This window comes from Bacillus sp. FSL R7-0685 (assembly GCF_038002425.1).
GTDB lineage: Bacteria > Bacillota > Bacilli > Bacillales > Bacillaceae > Bacillus > Bacillus subtilis.
Genome location: NZ_JBBOCN010000001.1, coordinates 110,562 through 129,220, shown reverse-complemented (window position 1 = coordinate 129,220; position 18,659 = coordinate 110,562). Strand labels below are relative to the sequence as shown.

The following is an 18,659-nucleotide window of genomic DNA, read 5'->3' as shown; positions in this document are numbered from 1 at the left end:
ACAAGATGGAATCTTACGCAAAAACAAAAGTACGTTATAAAATAATGGCAACAGCGGCTGCTCCTACCTCAATTCCGCAGGCTTTGCCGAGCTTTTTCATGGATTCAACCATTGAGACAGAGATACCTTGATCTTCAGCAAGTGAAACAACACTTGACGTGAGTATCGGATCTGCGTCTTTTGCAACGACTACTTCCTTTACTGAACCTCGCTTTAGAGCTTTCACTGTTTGCTTCGTACCAATAATAATTGATTTGGCCTGTGATACTTTATCATAAGACATAAACATATCCTCCAAAGTAACAGGTTTATTTCGAGCACCTTGGTTATATTATCATTCTAGGAGACGAATGTCAACAAGGTATGACATTTTTTAGATTCGTTCTTCTCATAGAGTGACTTTTTCATAAATATCTGCTGAAAGACTGTTTTTGCAGTCTTTCAGCAGAGTTAAATCAGTTATTCAACCGGAACCATATCGTCAGTCGGCTGAACATTTGATACTGGTTTTACTTTACGGTATTTCATCATTCCTGTACCAGCTGGAACAAGCTTACCGATGATAACATTCTCTTTCAAGCCGAGAAGCTCGTCACGCTTACCTTTGATCGCTGCATCTGTAAGGACACGTGTTGTTTCCTGGAAGGAAGCAGCAGATAAGAATGAATCAGTTTCAAGAGATGCTTTTGTAATACCGAGTAAGACAGGACGGCCTGTAGCAGGTCGATTGCCTTCAAGCAATACCTTTTTGTTCGCTTCAGTAAATTGGTGAATATCAAGCAATGTACCTGGAAGCACATCAGTGTCACCGGCATCAATCACGCGTACTTTGCGAAGCATCTGGCGAACCATTACTTCTACGTGTTTATCACCGATTTCAACACCCTGCATACGGTAAACCTTTTGAACCTCATGGAGAAGATACTCTTGAACAGTCGTCAGGTCAGTCACTTTAAGAAGTTCTTTCGGATCGATTGAACCTTCTGTCAGTACTTGGCCTCGAGTAATTTTATCTCCTTCCGCTACTTTCAAGCGGGAGTTGTAAGGTGCCGTATAAGAACGTGTTTCCACTGCGCCTTGAACCACAATTTCCTGTTGCTTGTCACGAACTTCATTGATCTCAACGACTGTACCGTCGATTTCTGTAATTGTTGCCTGACCTTTCGGATTACGCGCTTCGAAAAGCTCTTGGATACGCGGAAGACCCTGTGTGATATCGTCTCCGGCAACCCCGCCTGTATGGAATGTACGCATTGTTAACTGTGTACCAGGCTCACCGATTGATTGGGCAGCAATGATTCCGACAGCTTCACCGACTTCAACATCGGAGCCAGTTGCAAGATTTCGGCCATAGCATCGTTTACATACACCATGAGGCGTATTACATGTGAAGGCAGAACGGATCCACACTTCTTCAATGCCGGCTTCGACAATCTCCAGTGCTTTATCTTCATCGATCAGTTCGTTTTCATTCACAAGCACTTCACCTGTTTCAGGGTGCTTCACTTGTTTTCTTGCAAAACGTCCGATTAAGCGTTCTTCTAAGCGCTCAATTGTTTCAGTTCCTTCTTTAAGTGGCTTAGCAAGAATGCCTCGGTCAGTTCCGCAATCAGTTTCACGAATGATAACATCCTGCGCAACGTCAACGAGACGGCGTGTAAGGTAACCTGAGTCAGCAGTTTTAAGAGCGGTATCGGCAAGACCTTTACGCGCACCGTGTGTGGAGATAAAGTACTCCAATACTGTCAGACCTTCACGGAAACTTGATTTGATCGGCAACTCAATGATACGTCCAGCCGGGTTGGCCATCAGGCCGCGCATTCCGGCAAGCTGCGTAAAGTTAGACGCGTTACCACGGGCACCAGAGTCACTCATCATGTAGATCGGGTTGAGTTCATCAAGTGATTTCATCAGTTTGCCTTGGATAACGTCTTTTGCAGCACTCCAGATAGAGATGACTCTCTCATAGCGTTCTTCTTCAGTGATAAGACCGCGGCGGAACTGCTTCATAACGTTGTCAACTTTGCTTTGCGCTTCTTCAAGAATTTCTTGTTTATCATCGAGTACGACGATGTCAGAAACCCCAACTGTAATACCAGCTTTTGTTGAATATTTGAAACCTAGGTTTTTCATGCGGTCAAGCATTTTAGACGTTTCCGTAATATGGAATCGTTTAAAGATTTCCGCGATGATTTTACCCAGAATGCCTTTTTTAAACGGCGCATTGATTGGCTGCTGTGCGATAACAGCTTTAACGTCAGCACCTTTTTCTAAGAAGAAACGGTCAGGTGTTTTCTCTTCAATGTTGCTCTTCGTTGGTTCATTCATGTAAGGGAATGATTCCGGAAGAATTTCATTGAAGACAAGCTTACCGACAGTTGTAATTAACAATTTTGAGCGCTGTTCTTCGGTAAATGTCACATTCTTAAGTGAGTTAGCTGCAACAGCTACTCTGGTATGAAGGTGAACATATCCGTTTTGATAAGCAAGAAGCGCTTCGTCTGTATTCTTGAAGACCATACCTTCACCGACAGCACCGGCACGCTCAAGTGTCAGGTAATAGTTACCCAGTACCATATCCTGAGACGGTGTTACAACCGGTTTACCATCTTTAGGGTTCAAGATGTTTTGAGCAGCAAGCATCAAGATGCGTGCTTCAGCTTGTGCTTCAGCAGATAATGGTACGTGAACCGCCATTTGGTCACCGTCAAAGTCAGCGTTGTAAGCTGTACATACGAGCGGGTGAAGACGGATTGCGCGTCCTTCAACAAGCGTTGGTTCAAACGCCTGGATACCTAATCTGTGAAGTGTAGGGGCACGGTTCAGCAGTACCGGGTGCTCCTTAATAACTGATTCTAGTACATCCCAAACTTCAGGCTGTACGCGCTCAATTTTGCGTTTCGCACTCTTAATGTTGTGAGCAAGACCTTTTTCAACAAGTTCTTTCATAACGAAAGGTTTGAAAAGTTCAAGCGCCATTTCCTTCGGTAATCCGCATTGGTACATTTTCAAATGAGGACCAACAACGATTACAGAACGTCCGGAGTAATCGACACGTTTACCAAGAAGGTTTTGACGGAAACGGCCTTGCTTCCCTTTCAGCATGTGAGAAAGAGATTTTAACGGTCTGTTACCAGGACCTGTTACAGGGCGTCCGCGGCGGCCGTTGTCAATTAGGGCATCGACAGCCTCTTGAAGCATACGCTTTTCGTTTTGAACGATGATGCTAGGCGCACCAAGGTCCAAAAGGCGTTTCAAACGATTGTTACGGTTGATGACACGACGATAAAGGTCATTCAAATCAGAAGTCGCAAAACGTCCGCCATCTAGCTGAACCATCGGTCTAAGCTCCGGAGGAATAACAGGAAGCACATCAAGGATCATCCAAGAAGGCTTGTTTCCTGAGTTACGGAAGGCTTCTAAAACTTCAAGACGTTTGATCGCACGAGTACGTCGTTGTCCTTGTGAAGTTTTCAGCTCTTCTTTTAACATATCAACTTCTTTGACAAGATCGATATCTTGAAGAAGTTTATGAATTGCTTCAGCACCCATAGATGCTTGGAATTTATTACCGTATTTATCAAGATAAGCACGGTATTCTTTCTCAGACAGAAGCTGTTTCTTTTCAAGCGGTGTATTCGCCGGATCAGTTACAACGTAAGAAGCAAAGTAAATGACTTCTTCTAAAGCACGAGGTGACATATCCAGCACAAGACCCATACGGCTTGGAATACCTTTGAAATACCAAATGTGGGAAACTGGGGCAGCCAGTTCAATGTGCCCCATTCTCTCACGACGGACTTTAGCCCGTGTTACTTCGACTCCGCAGCGGTCACAAACTACGCCTTTATAACGAACTCGCTTGTACTTCCCGCAATGACATTCCCAGTCCTTAGTCGGTCCGAAAATGCGTTCGCAGAATAGACCGTCCTTTTCAGGTTTTAACGTACGATAGTTTATCGTTTCAGGCTTTTTCACTTCACCAAAAGACCATGAACGGATTTTATCTGGTGAAGCAAGACCGATGTTCATATACTCAAAATTGTTCACATCTAGCAAGGGGCCTACCTCCCTTTTTATCTTCGGATTAACCGATGTCACTTGCCTTTATAACTAGAGATTATTCTTTTGTTACTACATCGCGTTCAACGTCTGCAGATGCTGTTTCTTCCGGCTCTTCATCACCTGATAATGCCAGGCCGTCAGCTTGTTTCGCATCTTCTTCGTCTTCTAAATCTCTCATTTCTATTTCTTCTTCATCACCAGAAAGGATTTTGACATCCATACCTAAGCTTTGAAGTTCTTTGATTAATACTTTGAATGATTCCGGAACACCTGGTTCAGGAACATTGTCGCCTTTAACGATGGCTTCGTATGTTTTCACACGTCCAACCACGTCATCAGACTTAACAGTCAGAATTTCTTGAAGAGTGTAAGCCGCACCGTAAGCTTCAAGTGCCCAAACCTCCATCTCACCAAAACGCTGTCCGCCAAATTGCGCTTTACCGCCAAGAGGCTGCTGCGTAACAAGTGAGTAAGGGCCTGTAGAGCGTGCATGAAGTTTATCGTCAACCATGTGAGCTAGTTTGATCATGTACATGATACCGACAGATACACGGTTATCAAACGGCTCTCCAGTACGTCCGTCGTAAAGCACTGTTTTGGCGTCACGAGACATGCCGGCTTCTTCAAGTGTTTCCCAGACATCCTCTTCTCGCGCTCCGTCAAATACAGGAGATGCAATGTGAATGCCAAGGTAACGTGCAGCCATACCCATGTGAAGTTCCAATACCTGCCCGATGTTCATACGTGATGGTACGCCCAGCGGGTTAAGCATGATATCAATTGGTGTGCCGTCAGGAAGGTAAGGCATATCCTCTTCAGGAAGAATCTTAGAGATAACACCTTTGTTACCGTGACGACCGGCCATTTTATCCCCTTCAGAAATCTTACGTTTCTGAACGATATATACGCGTACTAACTGGTTAACACCTGGAGGAAGTTCGTCTCCGTCTTCACGGTTGAAGACTTTAACGTCATGGATAATTCCGCCGCCGCCATGAGGCACACGAAGAGAAGTATCACGAACCTCGCGGGCTTTCTCGCCAAAGATGGCGTGAAGAAGGCGTTCTTCTGCAGTCAGTTCAGTTACGCCTTTAGGCGTTACTTTACCAACAAGAAGATCTCCGTCTTTTACTTCTGCCCCAATACGGATGATTCCGCGGTCATCAAGATTGCGAAGCGCATCTTCACCGACGTTTGGAATATCGCGAGTGATTTCTTCAGGTCCAAGTTTCGTATCACGTGCTTCTGATTCGTATTCTTCAATGTGGATAGATGTATAAACATCATCCTTCACTAGGCGTTCACTCATGATGATGGCATCCTCATAGTTGTAGCCATCCCATGTCATGAAGCCGACCATTACGTTACGGCCAAGTGCAAGTTCACCAAGCTCCATAGAAGGACCGTCAGCAAGGATTTCTCCTTTTACCACTTCATCGCCGACACTTACGATCGGACGCTGGTTGTAGCACGTACCTTGGTTAGAGCGGACAAATTTCAGCAGGCTGTATTTATCCAGGTTTCCTTTTACTTTTTGACCGTCTACTTCTTCATAACGGCGAACCCAAACGTTTTTCGCTTCTACGCGTTCAACGATACCAGGGTGTTTACAAATAACAGCGGCACCAGAGTCTTTTCCTGATACGTATTCCATACCAGTTCCAACAAATGGCGCTTCCGGCTGCATCAAAGGCACAGCCTGACGCTGCATGTTCGCTCCCATGAGGGCACGGTTGGAGTCATCGTTTTCTAAGAACGGGATACATGCTGTCGCAGCAGATACAACCTGCTTAGGCGATACATCCATGTAGTCTACACGATTTCTGGAAACAACGGTGTTCTCCCCGCGGAAACGAGCCACGATGCTGTCATCAATAAAGGCGCCTTCGTCATCAAGACGAGCATTCGCTTGAGCGACAACATAGTTATCCTCTTCATCAGCAGTTAAGTAATCGATTCTGCCCGTTACCTTCCCTGTTTCAGGGTCAACGCGGCGATATGGCGTTTCAATAAAGCCAAAACGGTTTACTTTTGCATAAGATGATAGTGAGTTGATCAAACCGATGTTCGGGCCCTCAGGCGTTTCAATCGGACACATACGGCCATAGTGGGAGTAGTGAACGTCACGCACTTCCATTCCGGCACGCTCACGTGTCAATCCGCCCGGTCCTAATGCTGACAGACGACGCTTGTGCGTTAATTCAGCAAGCGGGTTCGTCTGATCCATGAATTGAGAAAGCTGTGAGCTTCCAAAGAACTCTTTAATGGACGCAATAACAGGACGAATATTGATCAGCTGCTGAGGCGTAATTGTATTCGTATCTTGAATTGACATTCTCTCACGAACCACACGCTCCATACGGCTTAAACCGATACGGAATTGGTTCTGGAGAAGCTCACCTACAGAACGTAAACGGCGGTTTCCAAGATGATCGATATCATCTGTGTCGCCTACTCCGTGCAGCAGGTTGAAGAAGTAGCTGATTGAAGAAATAATATCAGCAGGCGTGATGTTTTTAATCTCTTCTTCGATGTAAGCATTGCCGATTACATTAATAACCTGTTCTCCTTCTTGATCAGTCGGAGCAAAGATTTTAATTGATTGAAGAGTCACTTCATCTTCAACAACGCCGCCATTCGGATACAGCTTTCTGAAACCGATTCCGTTTTCTAAGTATGGCAGTACTTTATCAAGTGTTCTTCTATCAAGAATCTGGCCTTTTTCAGCAAGGATTTCTCCTGTTTCAGGATCAACAAGCGTTTCAGCAAGTCTCTGATTGAAGAGGCGATTCTTAATATGAAGTTTTTTATTAATTTTATAGCGTCCTACATTGGCAAGATCGTATCGTTTCGGATCAAAGAAACGAGAATCAAGCAAGCTTTTCGCATTTTCTACTGTAGGCGGCTCTCCAGGACGGAGACGCTCGTAAATTTCCAGCAACGCTTTGTCGCTGTTTTCTGTGTTATCTTTATCAAGCGTATTTCGCAGGTATTCGTTTTCTCCTATGAGATCAAGAATCTCTTGATCGGAGCCGAAGCCGAGAGCACGCAAAAGAACCGTAACCGGCAACTTACGTGTGCGATCAATGCGGACATAAACAACATCTTTCGCATCAGTTTCGTATTCTAACCATGCGCCACGGTTTGGAATGACAGTTGCGGTAAAACCTTTTTTACCGTTTTTGTCTACTTTACCACTGAAATATACACTTGGAGACCGAACAAGCTGGGAAACGATAACGCGTTCCGCACCGTTAATGATAAAAGTACCTGTATCTGTCATAATAGGGAAATCACCCATGAAGACATCTTGGTCTTTTACCTCTCCAGTTTCTTTGTTAATTAAACGAACCTTCACTCTTAGCGGAGCTGAGTAAGTCACATCACGTTCTTTTGATTCCTCTACAGGATATTTAGGCTCACCTAAACTATAATCAATGAACTCAAGAGAGAGGTTACCAGTGAAATCCTCAATTGGTGATATGTCTTGAAACATCTCTCTAAGACCCTCATCAAGAAACCACTGATAAGAAGAGGTTTGAATTTCAATGAGATTTGGTAATTCTAACACTTCGCTAATGCGAGCATAGCTTCTGCGCTGGCGGTGTCGTCCATACTGAACTAGTTGACCTGTCAACTGATTCACCCCTCAAATCATGCGTATTATATGTGTAATAAGCATTTCTTCCAAAGAAAGAAAATACTTTTACAAGACAAAAGAAAAAAGGGTTTCTAATTAAGAAAACCACATCCAAAAACAAATACCGATTTTATTAGCATTTCCATACTTGTATAATTTATACATAGATATTGACAATTCATCATATCAAGCAAAATATATACATTGGCATTTTACAATATTAACATAGTTAAAATACCGAGTCAAACTTTTTTTGCTTTTATGATATAATAGCCTTTCTTTTTTTGAACGACGGAAACTTCATCGAACAGTTCCTCGAGCTTTTCAATGGCAGAAGGCGCGCCTTGCTTTTTCTGTATGACGATCCACAATTCACCTGAAGCTTTTAAGTGTTCAGCGCTTTTCTCAAAGATAGCATGGACAACTTTTTTTCCGGCTCGGATTGGGGGATTTGTAAGAATAGAAGCAAATGTTTGAGCAGAATCAACGTTTGAAAACAAATCGCTTTGATAAATCTTAACGTTTGTTATTCCGTTTTGTTCCGCATTTTCATTTGATAGTTCTACGGCTCTCTCATTAACGTCAATCATGTGGATAGTCCGGTCTTTAAAGTCGCTGGCGAGCGATAAACCAATCGGGCCGTATCCGCAGCCTACATCCAAAATGCCGCCCTCAACCTCAGGCTCTTCAAAAGAATCAATCAGCAGGCGGGAGCCGAAATCAACTTCTTTTTTAGAAAAAACCCCGCTGTCGCTGGTAAACGTGAAATCTTTATTCCGAAGCCTAAAAGACCAGGTTTGCTTGTTGCTTTTTACTGAAGGTTTTTCTGAATAATAGTGCTCACTCATTATTAGAACCTCCTTTTTTCATGGCTTAAAGAATGGCAAAGAAAAAGCTCGCCTCATAAAAGCGAGCTTCCCCTACAGGTAAGTGAAGATTACTTAACTTCTACAGAAGCGCCAACTTCTTCAAGTTTAGCTTTAAGCTCTTCAGCTTCTTCTTTAGCAATACCTTCTTTAAGTGGTTTTGGAGTGTTGTCAACAAGTTCTTTAGCTTCTTTCAAGCCAAGACCAGTGATTTCACGTACAACTTTGATAACTTTGATTTTTTGAGATCCTGCACCAGCAAGGATAAGATCGAATTCGCTTTGCTCTTCAGCAGCTCCGCCTGCAGCAGCTCCGCCAGCTACAGCTACAGGAGCAGCAGCAGTTACGCCAAATTCTTCTTCGATTGCTTTTACTAGGTCGTTCAATTCAAGTACAGTTGCTTCTTTAACGGAAGCAATGATTTCTTCGATATTTAAAGCCATTTGTAATTCCTCCATTTTGTTTTAATTTATGAAAAACTGATTAGATTAAGCGCCTTGTTCTTCCTTTTGTTCTGCCACAGCTTTTGCAGCAAGAGCAAGGTTGCGAACTGGAGCTTGAAGTACGCTAAGCAACATAGAAAGCAAGCCTTCGCGTGATGGAAGTTCAGCAAGAGCTTTCACTTCTTCAACAGTAGAAACTTTACCTTCGATAACGCCAGCTTTGATTTCAAGAGCTTCGTGATTTTTAGCGAAGTCATTAAGAACTTTAGCCGGAGCGACAACATCTTCAGTGCTGAATGCGATCGCGTTCGGTCCAGTTAAGAAATCATTCAAACCATTAAGCTCAGCTTGTTCAACCGCACGGCGAGTCATCGTATTTTTGTAAACTTTGAACTCAACGTTAGCTTCGCGAAGCTGTTTACGAAGTTCAGTTACTTCAGAAACGTTAAGTCCGCGATAGTCAACGATGATCGTTGATTTACTTTCTTTCAGTTTAGAAGCAATTTCTTCAACAACAACTTTTTTTGTTTCAATTGCGCTGCTCATGGTTACACCTCCTGTAGATTCTTGTGTAACACTTATACCGTTAGGTGATCACGACTGAGACGACGGATTCCATATAAAAAGCCTCCATGAGACATGGAGGCTGTATATACAAGCATACGTAACGTAATAGCTGTGATAATATACACCTCGGTAGGATAATTAAGCGGTTAGGCCCCTACTGTCTACGGTATAAATGATATTCTATTTTACAACATTTTGAATAATATCAGAATGTTGATGTCATGTCAATATTATTTTACGTTAAAAGTTGAAGAGTCTACTTTGACACCAGGTCCCATAGTAGAAGTTACAGCAACGTTTTTCACGTAAACGCCTTTAGCTGCAGCAGGTTTAGCTTTAAGGATTGTATCGTACATTGTTGTGAAGTTCTCAACAAGTTTTTCATCCTCGAAAGAAACTTTACCGATAGGAACATGAATGTTTCCAGCTTTATCAACGCGGTATTCAACTTTACCAGCTTTGATTTCGCCGATCGCTTTTTCAACTTCGAAAGTAACTGTACCAGTTTTAGGGTTTGGCATTAAACCTTTTGGTCCAAGTACACGACCGATTTTACCAACTTCACCCATCATGTCAGGTGTAGCTACGATAACATCGAAATCGAACCAGCCTTGTTGAATTTTGTTGATGTAGTCAGTATCGCCTACGAAATCTGCACCAGCAGCTTCAGCTTCTTTCGCTTTTTCGCCTTTTGCGAAAACGAGAACGCGCTGAGTTTTACCAGTTCCGTTTGGAAGCACAACTGCTCCACGGATTTGCTGGTCGTTTTTACGAGGGTCAACCCCTAAACGGAAAGCCACTTCAACTGTAGCGTCGAATTTAGCTGTGTTTGTTTTTTTAACGAGAGCTACTGCTTCAGAGACGTCGTAAGCTTTAGAACGGTCTACAAGCTTAGCAGCTTCAACGTACTTTTTACCTTTTTTAGCCATTTTAAAATTTCCTCCTTATGTGGTTATAGCGGAATAACCTCCCACGAATAAGGGTTGCGAACTTGTTAAAACTCGCAACCCGACAAGAAACAAATTAATCCTCGATTACAATACCCATACTGCGGGCAGTACCTTCAACCATGCGCATTGCCGCTTCAACGTCTGCTGCGTTTAAGTCAGGCATTTTCGTTTCAGCGATTTCGCGTACTTTATCGCGCTTAACGGTTGCCACTTTATTACGGTTTGGTTCACCAGAACCAGACTCAATTCCAGCTGCTTTTTTAAGCAATACTGCAGCAGGTGGAGTTTTTGTAATAAATGTAAATGAACGGTCTTCGTAAACCGAAATTTCAACAGGAATGATTAAACCAGCTTGGTCAGCTGTACGAGCGTTAAACTCCTTACAGAATCCCATGATGTTAACACCGGCTTGACCAAGTGCAGGTCCAACTGGTGGTGCTGGGTTAGCTTTTCCAGCAGGAATTTGCAATTTTACAACTTTAACTACTTTTTTAGCCACGAGACACACCTCCTTAAGTCCGTGATGTGGTAATAGGGTAAACCCTCCCACTCAAGGTTTCATTCTTTATATGAATGACGAAATATCATGCTAGTTGCCTTGGATAAGTCCAAGACGTACCTTTGCTATATTATCATTTATATATAGCAATTTCAAGTTTTTTCACATTACAATTTATCGATTTGGGTAAATTCCAGCTCAACCGGCGTTTCACGGCCAAACATATTAACGAAAACTTTGACCTTGCTTTTATCATAATCAATCTCTTCAATTGATCCTGTAAAGTTAGCAAAAGGTCCGTCTATTACTTTCACTGTCTCTTTCAGTTCAAAGTCAATATCAGTTTTTCGTTCATCCATGCCCATTCTCTTCAGAATGGTTTCTGCTTCCCCCGGAAGAAGCGGCGTCGGTTTTGAACCTGACCCGGCAGATCCTACGAATCCAGTAACGCCCGGCGTGTTGCGGACGACATACCAAGAGTCGTCTGTCATTACAATTTCAACAAGCACATAACCAGGGAATACTTTCTTTTTCACGACTTTTTTCTTGCCGTTTTTGATATCCGTTTCTTCTTCTTCGGGTACGACTACACGGAAAATTTTATCCTGCATCCCCATTGATTCAACACGCTTTTCCAAGTTGGCTTTTACTTTATTCTCATAACCAGAGTACGTGTGAACAACATACCAATTCTTTTCCATTCTATTCAGGACTGTCCAGTCCTTCCCTCCCCGCATTTGGTTTTAGTGAATTACCATAACGCTTCAAAAAATAGGCGGCAAGCCTATGATAACTTTCATTTTAAGCCACAATAAAAAACCCGCTGAACGGGTTTTGGCAAGTAATATTATGATCTATTATAGCACGTATTGCTGATCATTATTCAACTATTAAACGAATTAATTGAGAAATTCCTGTGTCAAGGAGGGCAAAAAAGATAACAAAAAAGATAACTGTTGAAATTACCGTAATGGTATAACGCGTTAACTCTTTTCCTTTAGGCCAGCTTACCTTTTTCATTTCTTTCCCAACATCTTTAAAGAATTTCATAATACGCATGTAAAAGACCTCCACAATTTAAAAGCGCAAAAACTATTTTGTTTCAAGATGAGCTGTATGTGAATTGCAAGTACTGCAGTATTTCTTTACTTCTAATCGCTCAGCCGCTGATGCAGAGCTCTTCATTGTCGTATAATTACGGTTTCCGCATGTCTTGCATGCTAACGTAATCTTTTTTCTCATGTCATTACACCTTTTTCTAAATAGACATTAGTTCTTATCTTTAGTAACATATCATAGTCAGAAAAATACTGTCAATATAGCATAAATTCCTATTACAAACTGATTTCGCGAATTTCCAAGTACTTCTCCAGCTTGCGTTTCACACGCTGAAGGGCATTGTCGATCGATTTCACATGTCGGTTCAGTTCATCAGAAATCTCTTGGTAACTTCTCCCGTCGAGATATAAGACGAGTACTTTTCTCTCTAAATCACTTAATAGTTCTCCCATTTTCATTTCAATATCATCAAATTCTTCCTGATTAATGATCATTTCCTCAGGATTTAAGGTTTTCGCTCCTGAAATGACATCCAGCAGCGTTCGGTCTGATTCTTCATCAAAGATCGGTTTATCTAATGAGACGTAGGAATTCAAAGGAATGTGTTTCTGGCGAGTAGCTGTCTTTATTGCGGTAATAATTTGGCGGGTAATACATAATTCTGCAAAAGCTTTGAATGAGGTAAGCTTGTCCTCTTTGAAGTCACGAATAGACTTATAGAGGCCTATCATGCCTTCCTGAACAATATCCTCTCTGTCCGCCCCTATTAAGAAATAGGATCTTGCTTTTGCCCGAACAAAGTTTCGGTACTTCGTAATCAAGTAATCTAACGCATCACTGTCCCCAACATGAACCTTTTCAATGACCTGCTCGTCCTCCAACTGGCAAAACTGCTCTTTGTTGAATTTTCCCTTGTTGTTCTGTAGATTCACTCCGATCCCCCCGGCGCACGTAGATAGAAATATTATACAGTATTGGGCAAAAAAGCGTCAACTTAATCTAAGTCTCCCCGCCTCCACTTTTCAAACGTTTTCAAAACCTCTTCCGATAAAGCAATTTTACCCGCCGGCTTTTCGGAAGTGATTTTTCTTACCCGTCTCTCTATTCGCCTTTCAATCGTTTCTACCTCTCTCAAAAGCTCCCGGGCCGATTTCCGCAATGCCCCCTGTCCGAAAATCGCCCACTGCTCAGTATAGTCAGAGGTCGCAACGTGAATTTGAGTCGCAATATTATTCAAAGCCTGAGCGAGCTTTTCTATCCGCTCATCAGCCGTCTCATTTTCTTTTGTAAAAATTACTTCAACTCTATGGTTGGTCTGTTTTTTCTCAAGCCCTTTTACGAGATGCGCGTCAAAAACAACAATAACCCTGTTTCCTGTATACGATTGATATTCCGCCATTTTCTGAATCAGTACGTCTCTCGCCTCTTCAAAACTGTTCGCTTTTAAATCCTTCAGCTGCGGCCAGGCTCCAATCATGTTGTACCCGTCTACTAACAGGATATCCATGGGTCTTTATTCTCCCAGAGGGTTTCGTTTCCGGTAGACTTCATACATCAAAAGACCAGCCGCGACAGATGCATTTAGTGAAGTTACCTTTCCGGCCATCGGGAGTTTAATGAGAAAATCGCACTTTTCTTTCACAAGGCGGCCCATCCCTTTTCCTTCACTTCCGATGACTAGAGCCAAAGGCATATTGCCGTCCATATTACGGTAATCCTCACGCGCGGACGCATCCGTTCCGACAACCCAGATTCCCCGCTCTTTCATCTCTTCTAACGTCCGTGCCAAATTGGTGACTCTTGCTATAGGAATGTGCTCAATTGCTCCTGTTGAAGCTTTTGCCACTGTTGTTGTCAGCCCGACAGCTCTCCGTTTTGGAATGACGATGCCATGAGCGCCGACCGCATCTGCTGTCCTCATAATGGAACCAAGATTATGAGGGTCTTCAAGCTCGTCCAGAATGAGGAAGAAAGGCTGTTCATTTTTTTCTTCGGCTGCTTTATATAAATCGTCCAGTTCTGCATATTCATACGCTGCAACCTGTGCCACTACGCCCTGATGCTGTCCTGTCACCATTTGATCGAGTTTTTTTCTCGGGACGTATTGAATCGTGATTCCCTGCTTTTTGGCAAGCTCAATCACTTGCTGTGCTTGTCCCTTTACGGTGTTTTCCGCCATCCACAGCTTATACAGCTTCCGATCAGATTTTAACGTCTCGATCACTGCATTTTTCCCTATGACGTAATCATGTTGCTGACTCATTTGTTTTCCTCCCTGACGTCCCGAATTGTATAGCTTCGGCTACGAGCTGACTAAGTCGTTCCTCTTTTTTCTCCAGAAAAAGGTAGCCTAGAAGCGCTTCAAATGCTGTACTGTAGCGGTACGTCTGAACATCTGTATTTTTAGGTATTGTCCCTGACTTGGCATTTCTGCCTCTTTTCAGCACCGCTTCCTCTTCTTCCGTAAAAAATGATTGATTCTGCAGAAAAAATAGGATCTCAGCCTGTGACTTTGCTGAAACAATCCGGCTTGATTTCTTATGAAGATCATTTGGTTTGGTAAAGCCCTGCTTAAGCAGGTGATGCCTGACATACACTTCAAAAATGGCATCACCTATATAAGCAAGCGCAAGACCGTTAAGCTGCTTAGAATCTTTTATCGTATCAAATTCAAGCATCTGTTATTCTCCCCGTTTCCAGCGAGTGCCTTGAGCCGTATCTTCAAGAATGATATTCATGCTTTTCAGCTGGTCGCGGATCTGGTCTGACAATGCAAAATCGCGATTCCGGCGCGCTTCATTTCGCTTTTCGATTAAGTCTTCAATCTCTTGATCGAGAAGTTCCTGCTCACCCAACGAAAAACCGAGGACAGAAACAATGCGGTCAAACATCTCAATAAACGCCGTAATCACATGATCAGCCGTATGATCTTTCTGAAGATAATAATTGGCGTGTTTCGCTAAGTCAAACAAGACTGAAATGGCATTCGCCGTATTAAAATCATCGTCCATCGCTTCTTCGAATGCTTTGCGGTGTTCTTCAACTTTTTCAAGCCATTGATCGTCATCTTCGGTTAAATTCGTACTGCTGTTCAGACGGTGCTGAAGATTGCTGTACGCTGTTTTTAAACGGCTGAACGCGCTTTTCGTATTCTCCAGAAGCTCTTCTGAATAGTTAATCGGATGGCGATAATGAACAGATAGCATAAAGAATCTCAAAAGCTGCGGATCATGCTGTTTAATGATGTCATGCACAAGCACAAAGTTGCCTAGTGATTTTGACATTTTTTCATTATCAATATTGATATAACCATTATGAAGCCAGTACTTCGCAAACGTTTTGCCTGTCAGCGCCTCAGATTGCGCAATTTCGTTTTCATGGTGAGGGAATGTTAAATCCTGTCCGCCCGCATGGATATCAATCTGGTCACCGAGATACTTTTTCACCATTGCTGAGCATTCAATGTGCCAGCCCGGACGCCCTTTCCCCCAAGGGCTATCCCAAGAGATTTCTCCTTCTTTTGCCGCTTTCCACAGTGCGAAATCAAGAGCATCTTCTTTTTTCTCGCCGACCCGGATGCGTGCACCTGATCTTAGTTCATCGATTGATTGCTGAGAAAGCTTTCCGTACCCTTCAAATGCTCTGGTTTTGAAATATACGTCACCTTCTGATTCATATGCGTAGCCCTTTTTCACGAGCTGATCTACGAATTCGATAATGGCATCCATGTTCTCCATTACTCGCGGATGAAGGTCGGCTTTTCGGCAGCCGAGCGCACCTACGTCTTCAAAGTATGCTTTAATAAAACGCTCTGAAATGGTGGGTACATCCTCACCGAGTTCATTTGCCGCTTTAATTAATTTATCGTCTACGTCTGTGAAGTTAGAGACATACTGCACATCATAGCCTTTATACTCTAAATAGTTTCGAACCGTATCGTAAACGATTGCCGGACGCGCGTTCCCGATATGAATGTAATTGTAAACCGTGGGTCCGCATACATACATTTTCACTTTTCCCTCTTCAAGAGGAACGAATGTTTCCTTCTGTCTAGTCAATGTATTATAAAGTGTGATTGTCATTTTTGATTGATCCTTTCTTTTCTGTCTTCAAGTTCTGCCTTCAGCTCTAAAATCTGCTGTTCCAAAGACTTAAAGCGGTCAGCAACTGGATCGGGCAAATCCTGATGGTTTAAATCGCGTCTTACTTTCTTGCCATTTTGTACAACGACCCGTCCAGGGATACCGACAACTGTTGAAAAATCAGGAACATCATGCAGCACTACTGAACCAGCGCCAATCTTTGAGCCTTCACCGACCGTAATAGAACCGAGCACTTTAGCACCTGTGGCTATCAATGCGTCATCTTTAATCGTTGGGTGCCTTTTTCCCCTTTCTTTTCCCGTTCCCCCGAGGGTAACCCCCTGAAAAACGGTTACGTTATTGCCGATTTCACATGTCTCCCCAATGACAACCCCCATGCCGTGGTCTATGAAAAATCTTCTCCCGATTGTAGCGCCGGGGTGGATTTCTATCCCGGTAAAAAATCGGCTTACTTGAGATATAAGGCGTGCAAGGAAATAAAATTTTCGTTTATATAAAGCATGTGCAATCCGATGCGCCCATATAGCATGTAAACCGGAATAAGTTAAAATCACTTCAAAATAGCTTCTTGCTGCGGGATCTTGATCGAACACAGTATCAATGTCTTCTTTGAGCATTCTAAAAAACACATGCTTCCCCCCGTTTCTCTATCTGATTTCCTCTACCCAATAAAAAAAGCGTCTCTGCATGTAAACATGACAGAGACGCTTTAACCGCGCGGTTCCACTCTGTTTGAAAAGCAGACTTCTGCTCTCCCAACTTCAGCCTGTAACGGCGGCGGCCGCCTTTGAATACTGATTTCAAAAAACGTTCTTCAAAGGTCTTAAGGGCGCACTTCTAAAACCCGGCTCATGGATCTCTCTCAGCCAATGAAGATCCTTTCTGTAATGGCCTAAAGCTTTATACTCTTCCCTGTCAACAATCATTTATTTAGATATTCTTTAAACGCTGAATTGCAGTCTCTTTACCGATCAATTCAATTGATTGCGGCAGTTCCGGACCGTGAGTTTGCCCTGTTACAGCAACACGAATCGGCATAAACAGTTTTTTCCCTTTATGGCCAGTTTCTTTCTGCACTGCTTTGATCGATGCTTTGATATTATCCGGAGTGAACTCCTCAAGCTCTTCAAGCTTCGCTGCGAATGTGCTGAGCACTTCAGGAACCTGTTCTTCTTCCAGAACAGCTTTCGCTTCTTGATTATACTCGATCTCATCCGTAAAGAACAAATCAGTCAGCTCAACAATTTCCGCACCGTAGCTTAATTGCTCATGATACAGGGAAATCAGTTTACGAACCCATTCTTGTTCTTCAGCAGAAAGCTCAGTGCCAACTTTGCCGGCTTTTTGCAAATGCGGAAGCGTCAGTTCAACAACCTGATCAAGATCCAGCTTCTTCACATATTGGTTGTTAACCCATTTTAGCTTATGCATATCAAACAAAGCTGGTGATTTAGATAAACGATTTACATCAAAAATTTCAATAAACTGCTCTTTTGTGAAAAGCTCTTCTTCTCCAACCGGTGACCAGCCTAACAAGCCGATAAAGTTGAACAGCGCTTCTGGCAGGTAGCCAAGCTCTTTGTACTGCTCGATGAATTGAATAATGGATTCATCACGTTTGCTGAGCTTTTTACGGCTTTCGTTTACAATCAGCGTCATGTGTCCGAACTGAGGAATATCCCACCCGAATGCTTGATAGATCATAATCTGTTTCGGTGTGTTAGAAATATGATCCTCACCGCGCAGCACGTGTGTCATTTTCATTAAGTAGTCATCAATAGCTACCGCGAAGTTATAAGTAGGCGTTCCGTCCTTTTTCACAATAACGAAGTCGCCGATGCCATCTGATTCAAAAGAAATTTCGCCTTTTACGATGTCGTTGAAGGCGATGACTTTTCCTTCCGGCACACGGAAACGAATACTTGGTTTTCTGCCTTCGGCGATAAATTTCTCCTGTTCTTCCTGAGTCAGGTCTCTGTGTTTTCCGGAATAACGAGGCATTTCTCCGCGGGCAATCTGTTCTTCACGCTCTTTTTCAAGCTCTTCTTCCGTACAGTAACATTTATAAGCAAGCCCTTTTTCAAGAAGCTCTTCATAGTACACTTTATAGATATCGTTACGCTCTGACTGACGGTATGGACCGTACTCTCCTCCGACATCCACACTCTCATCCCAGTCAATACCTAGCCACTTCAGATAATTCAGCTGGCTTTGTTCTCCGCCCTCAATATTGCGCTTTTTATCAGTATCCTCAACTCGAATGATAAACTTACCGCCTTGATTGCGGGCAAATAAATAATTAAAAAGCGCCGTTCTGGCATTTCCAATATGCAAATGTCCGGTTGGACTCGGTGCATAACGGACGCGTACTTCGTTTCCCATTTTCAAATACTTCCTTTCATGTCATGTATGGCCTCAGGCAAAAATGTATGAATCTATTCTACCACCAAATAGACCCGGCATCAAA

At 43.0% G+C, this 18,659-nt stretch carries 18 protein-coding genes and 2 other annotated features; all 18 genes read right to left on the bottom strand.

The genetic code is table 11. The features are described 5' to 3' along the window. Positions 1-34 precede the first annotated feature (34 nt). On the bottom strand, positions 35-283 hold the full coding sequence (locus MKY50_RS00690) for a 50S ribosomal protein L7ae-like protein (RefSeq protein ID WP_003225778.1): 249 nt from the start codon (positions 281-283) through the stop codon (positions 35-37). Between the two features lie 176 nt (positions 284-459). Beyond that, positions 460-4,059: a DNA-directed RNA polymerase subunit beta' gene (gene rpoC / locus MKY50_RS00685; RefSeq protein WP_004399688.1), complete on the bottom strand. Its 3,600-nt coding sequence runs from the start codon at positions 4,057-4,059 to the stop codon at positions 460-462. 61 nt (positions 4,060-4,120) lie between these two features. After that, a complete protein-coding gene (gene rpoB / locus MKY50_RS00680; RefSeq protein WP_009966326.1) occupies positions 4,121-7,702 on the bottom strand; it encodes a DNA-directed RNA polymerase subunit beta in 3,582 nt (1,193 codons plus the stop codon). A 245-nt stretch (positions 7,703-7,947) separates the two neighbouring features. Next, entirely contained in the window at positions 7,948-8,553 is a 606-nt protein-coding gene (locus tag MKY50_RS00675; RefSeq protein ID WP_003235045.1) for a class I SAM-dependent methyltransferase, read from the bottom strand. A gap of 89 nt (positions 8,554-8,642) precedes the next feature. Further along, complete coding sequence (gene rplL, locus MKY50_RS00670; RefSeq protein WP_003156436.1) at positions 8,643-9,014, bottom strand: 50S ribosomal protein L7/L12; 372 nt, start codon at positions 9,012-9,014, stop codon at positions 8,643-8,645. 45 nt (positions 9,015-9,059) lie between these two features. Continuing rightward, positions 9,060-9,560, bottom strand: a complete 501-nt coding sequence (rplJ, locus tag MKY50_RS00665; protein ID WP_003235042.1) for a 50S ribosomal protein L10 — start codon at positions 9,558-9,560, stop codon at positions 9,060-9,062. A gap of 65 nt (positions 9,561-9,625) precedes the next feature. Continuing rightward, positions 9,626-9,766, bottom strand: a sequence feature (ribosomal protein L10 leader region). Positions 9,767-9,811: 45 nt separating this feature from the next. Beyond that, positions 9,812-10,510: a 50S ribosomal protein L1 gene (gene rplA, locus MKY50_RS00660; protein ID WP_003235040.1), complete on the bottom strand. Its 699-nt coding sequence runs from the start codon at positions 10,508-10,510 to the stop codon at positions 9,812-9,814. A 94-nt stretch (positions 10,511-10,604) separates the two neighbouring features. Continuing rightward, entirely contained in the window at positions 10,605-11,030 is a 426-nt protein-coding gene (gene rplK / locus MKY50_RS00655) for a 50S ribosomal protein L11 (RefSeq protein ID WP_003156430.1), read from the bottom strand. 167 nt (positions 11,031-11,197) lie between these two features. Then, the gene (gene nusG / locus MKY50_RS00650; RefSeq protein ID WP_003225764.1) at positions 11,198-11,731 is read right to left on the bottom strand and encodes a transcription termination/antitermination protein NusG; all 534 of its coding nucleotides are present in this window, start codon (positions 11,729-11,731) and stop codon (positions 11,198-11,200) included. A gap of 178 nt (positions 11,732-11,909) precedes the next feature. Continuing rightward, positions 11,910-12,089 carry a preprotein translocase subunit SecE gene (gene secE / locus MKY50_RS00645; RefSeq protein WP_004399676.1) on the bottom strand — a complete coding sequence of 60 codons (180 nt, stop codon included), beginning with the start codon at positions 12,087-12,089 and terminating at the stop codon, positions 11,910-11,912. A 33-nt stretch (positions 12,090-12,122) separates the two neighbouring features. After that, positions 12,123-12,272 (bottom strand): 50S ribosomal protein L33, encoded by a 150-nt coding sequence (gene rpmG, locus MKY50_RS00640; RefSeq protein ID WP_003156421.1) that lies wholly within the window; start codon positions 12,270-12,272, stop codon positions 12,123-12,125. Between the two features lie 92 nt (positions 12,273-12,364). Further along, positions 12,365-13,021 (bottom strand): RNA polymerase sporulation sigma factor SigH, encoded by a 657-nt coding sequence (gene sigH / locus MKY50_RS00635; RefSeq protein ID WP_003225758.1) that lies wholly within the window; start codon positions 13,019-13,021, stop codon positions 12,365-12,367. 62 nt (positions 13,022-13,083) lie between these two features. After that, complete coding sequence (gene rae1 / locus MKY50_RS00630; protein WP_003235032.1) at positions 13,084-13,596, bottom strand: ribosome-dependent mRNA decay endonuclease Rae1/YacP; 513 nt, start codon at positions 13,594-13,596, stop codon at positions 13,084-13,086. Positions 13,597-13,602: 6 nt separating this feature from the next. After that, positions 13,603-14,352, bottom strand: a complete 750-nt coding sequence (rlmB, locus tag MKY50_RS00625) for a 23S rRNA (guanosine(2251)-2'-O)-methyltransferase RlmB (protein ID WP_341116007.1) — start codon at positions 14,350-14,352, stop codon at positions 13,603-13,605. Beyond that, a complete protein-coding gene (locus MKY50_RS00620) occupies positions 14,336-14,767 on the bottom strand; it encodes a mini-ribonuclease 3 (RefSeq protein WP_014475597.1) in 432 nt (143 codons plus the stop codon). The genes rlmB and MKY50_RS00620 overlap by 17 nt, the downstream gene beginning before the upstream one ends. A gap of 3 nt (positions 14,768-14,770) precedes the next feature. Next, positions 14,771-16,171 (bottom strand): cysteine--tRNA ligase, encoded by a 1,401-nt coding sequence (gene cysS / locus MKY50_RS00615; protein WP_029317181.1) that lies wholly within the window; start codon positions 16,169-16,171, stop codon positions 14,771-14,773. Continuing rightward, entirely contained in the window at positions 16,168-16,821 is a 654-nt protein-coding gene (gene cysE / locus MKY50_RS00610; RefSeq protein ID WP_341116005.1) for a serine O-acetyltransferase, read from the bottom strand. The genes cysS and cysE overlap by 4 nt, the downstream gene beginning before the upstream one ends. A gap of 68 nt (positions 16,822-16,889) precedes the next feature. After that, positions 16,890-17,120: a binding site (T-box leader), on the bottom strand. 2 nt (positions 17,121-17,122) lie between these two features. Further along, positions 17,123-18,574 (bottom strand): glutamate--tRNA ligase, encoded by a 1,452-nt coding sequence (gene gltX / locus MKY50_RS00605; protein ID WP_004399675.1) that lies wholly within the window; start codon positions 18,572-18,574, stop codon positions 17,123-17,125. Positions 18,575-18,659: the final 85 nt, after the last annotated feature.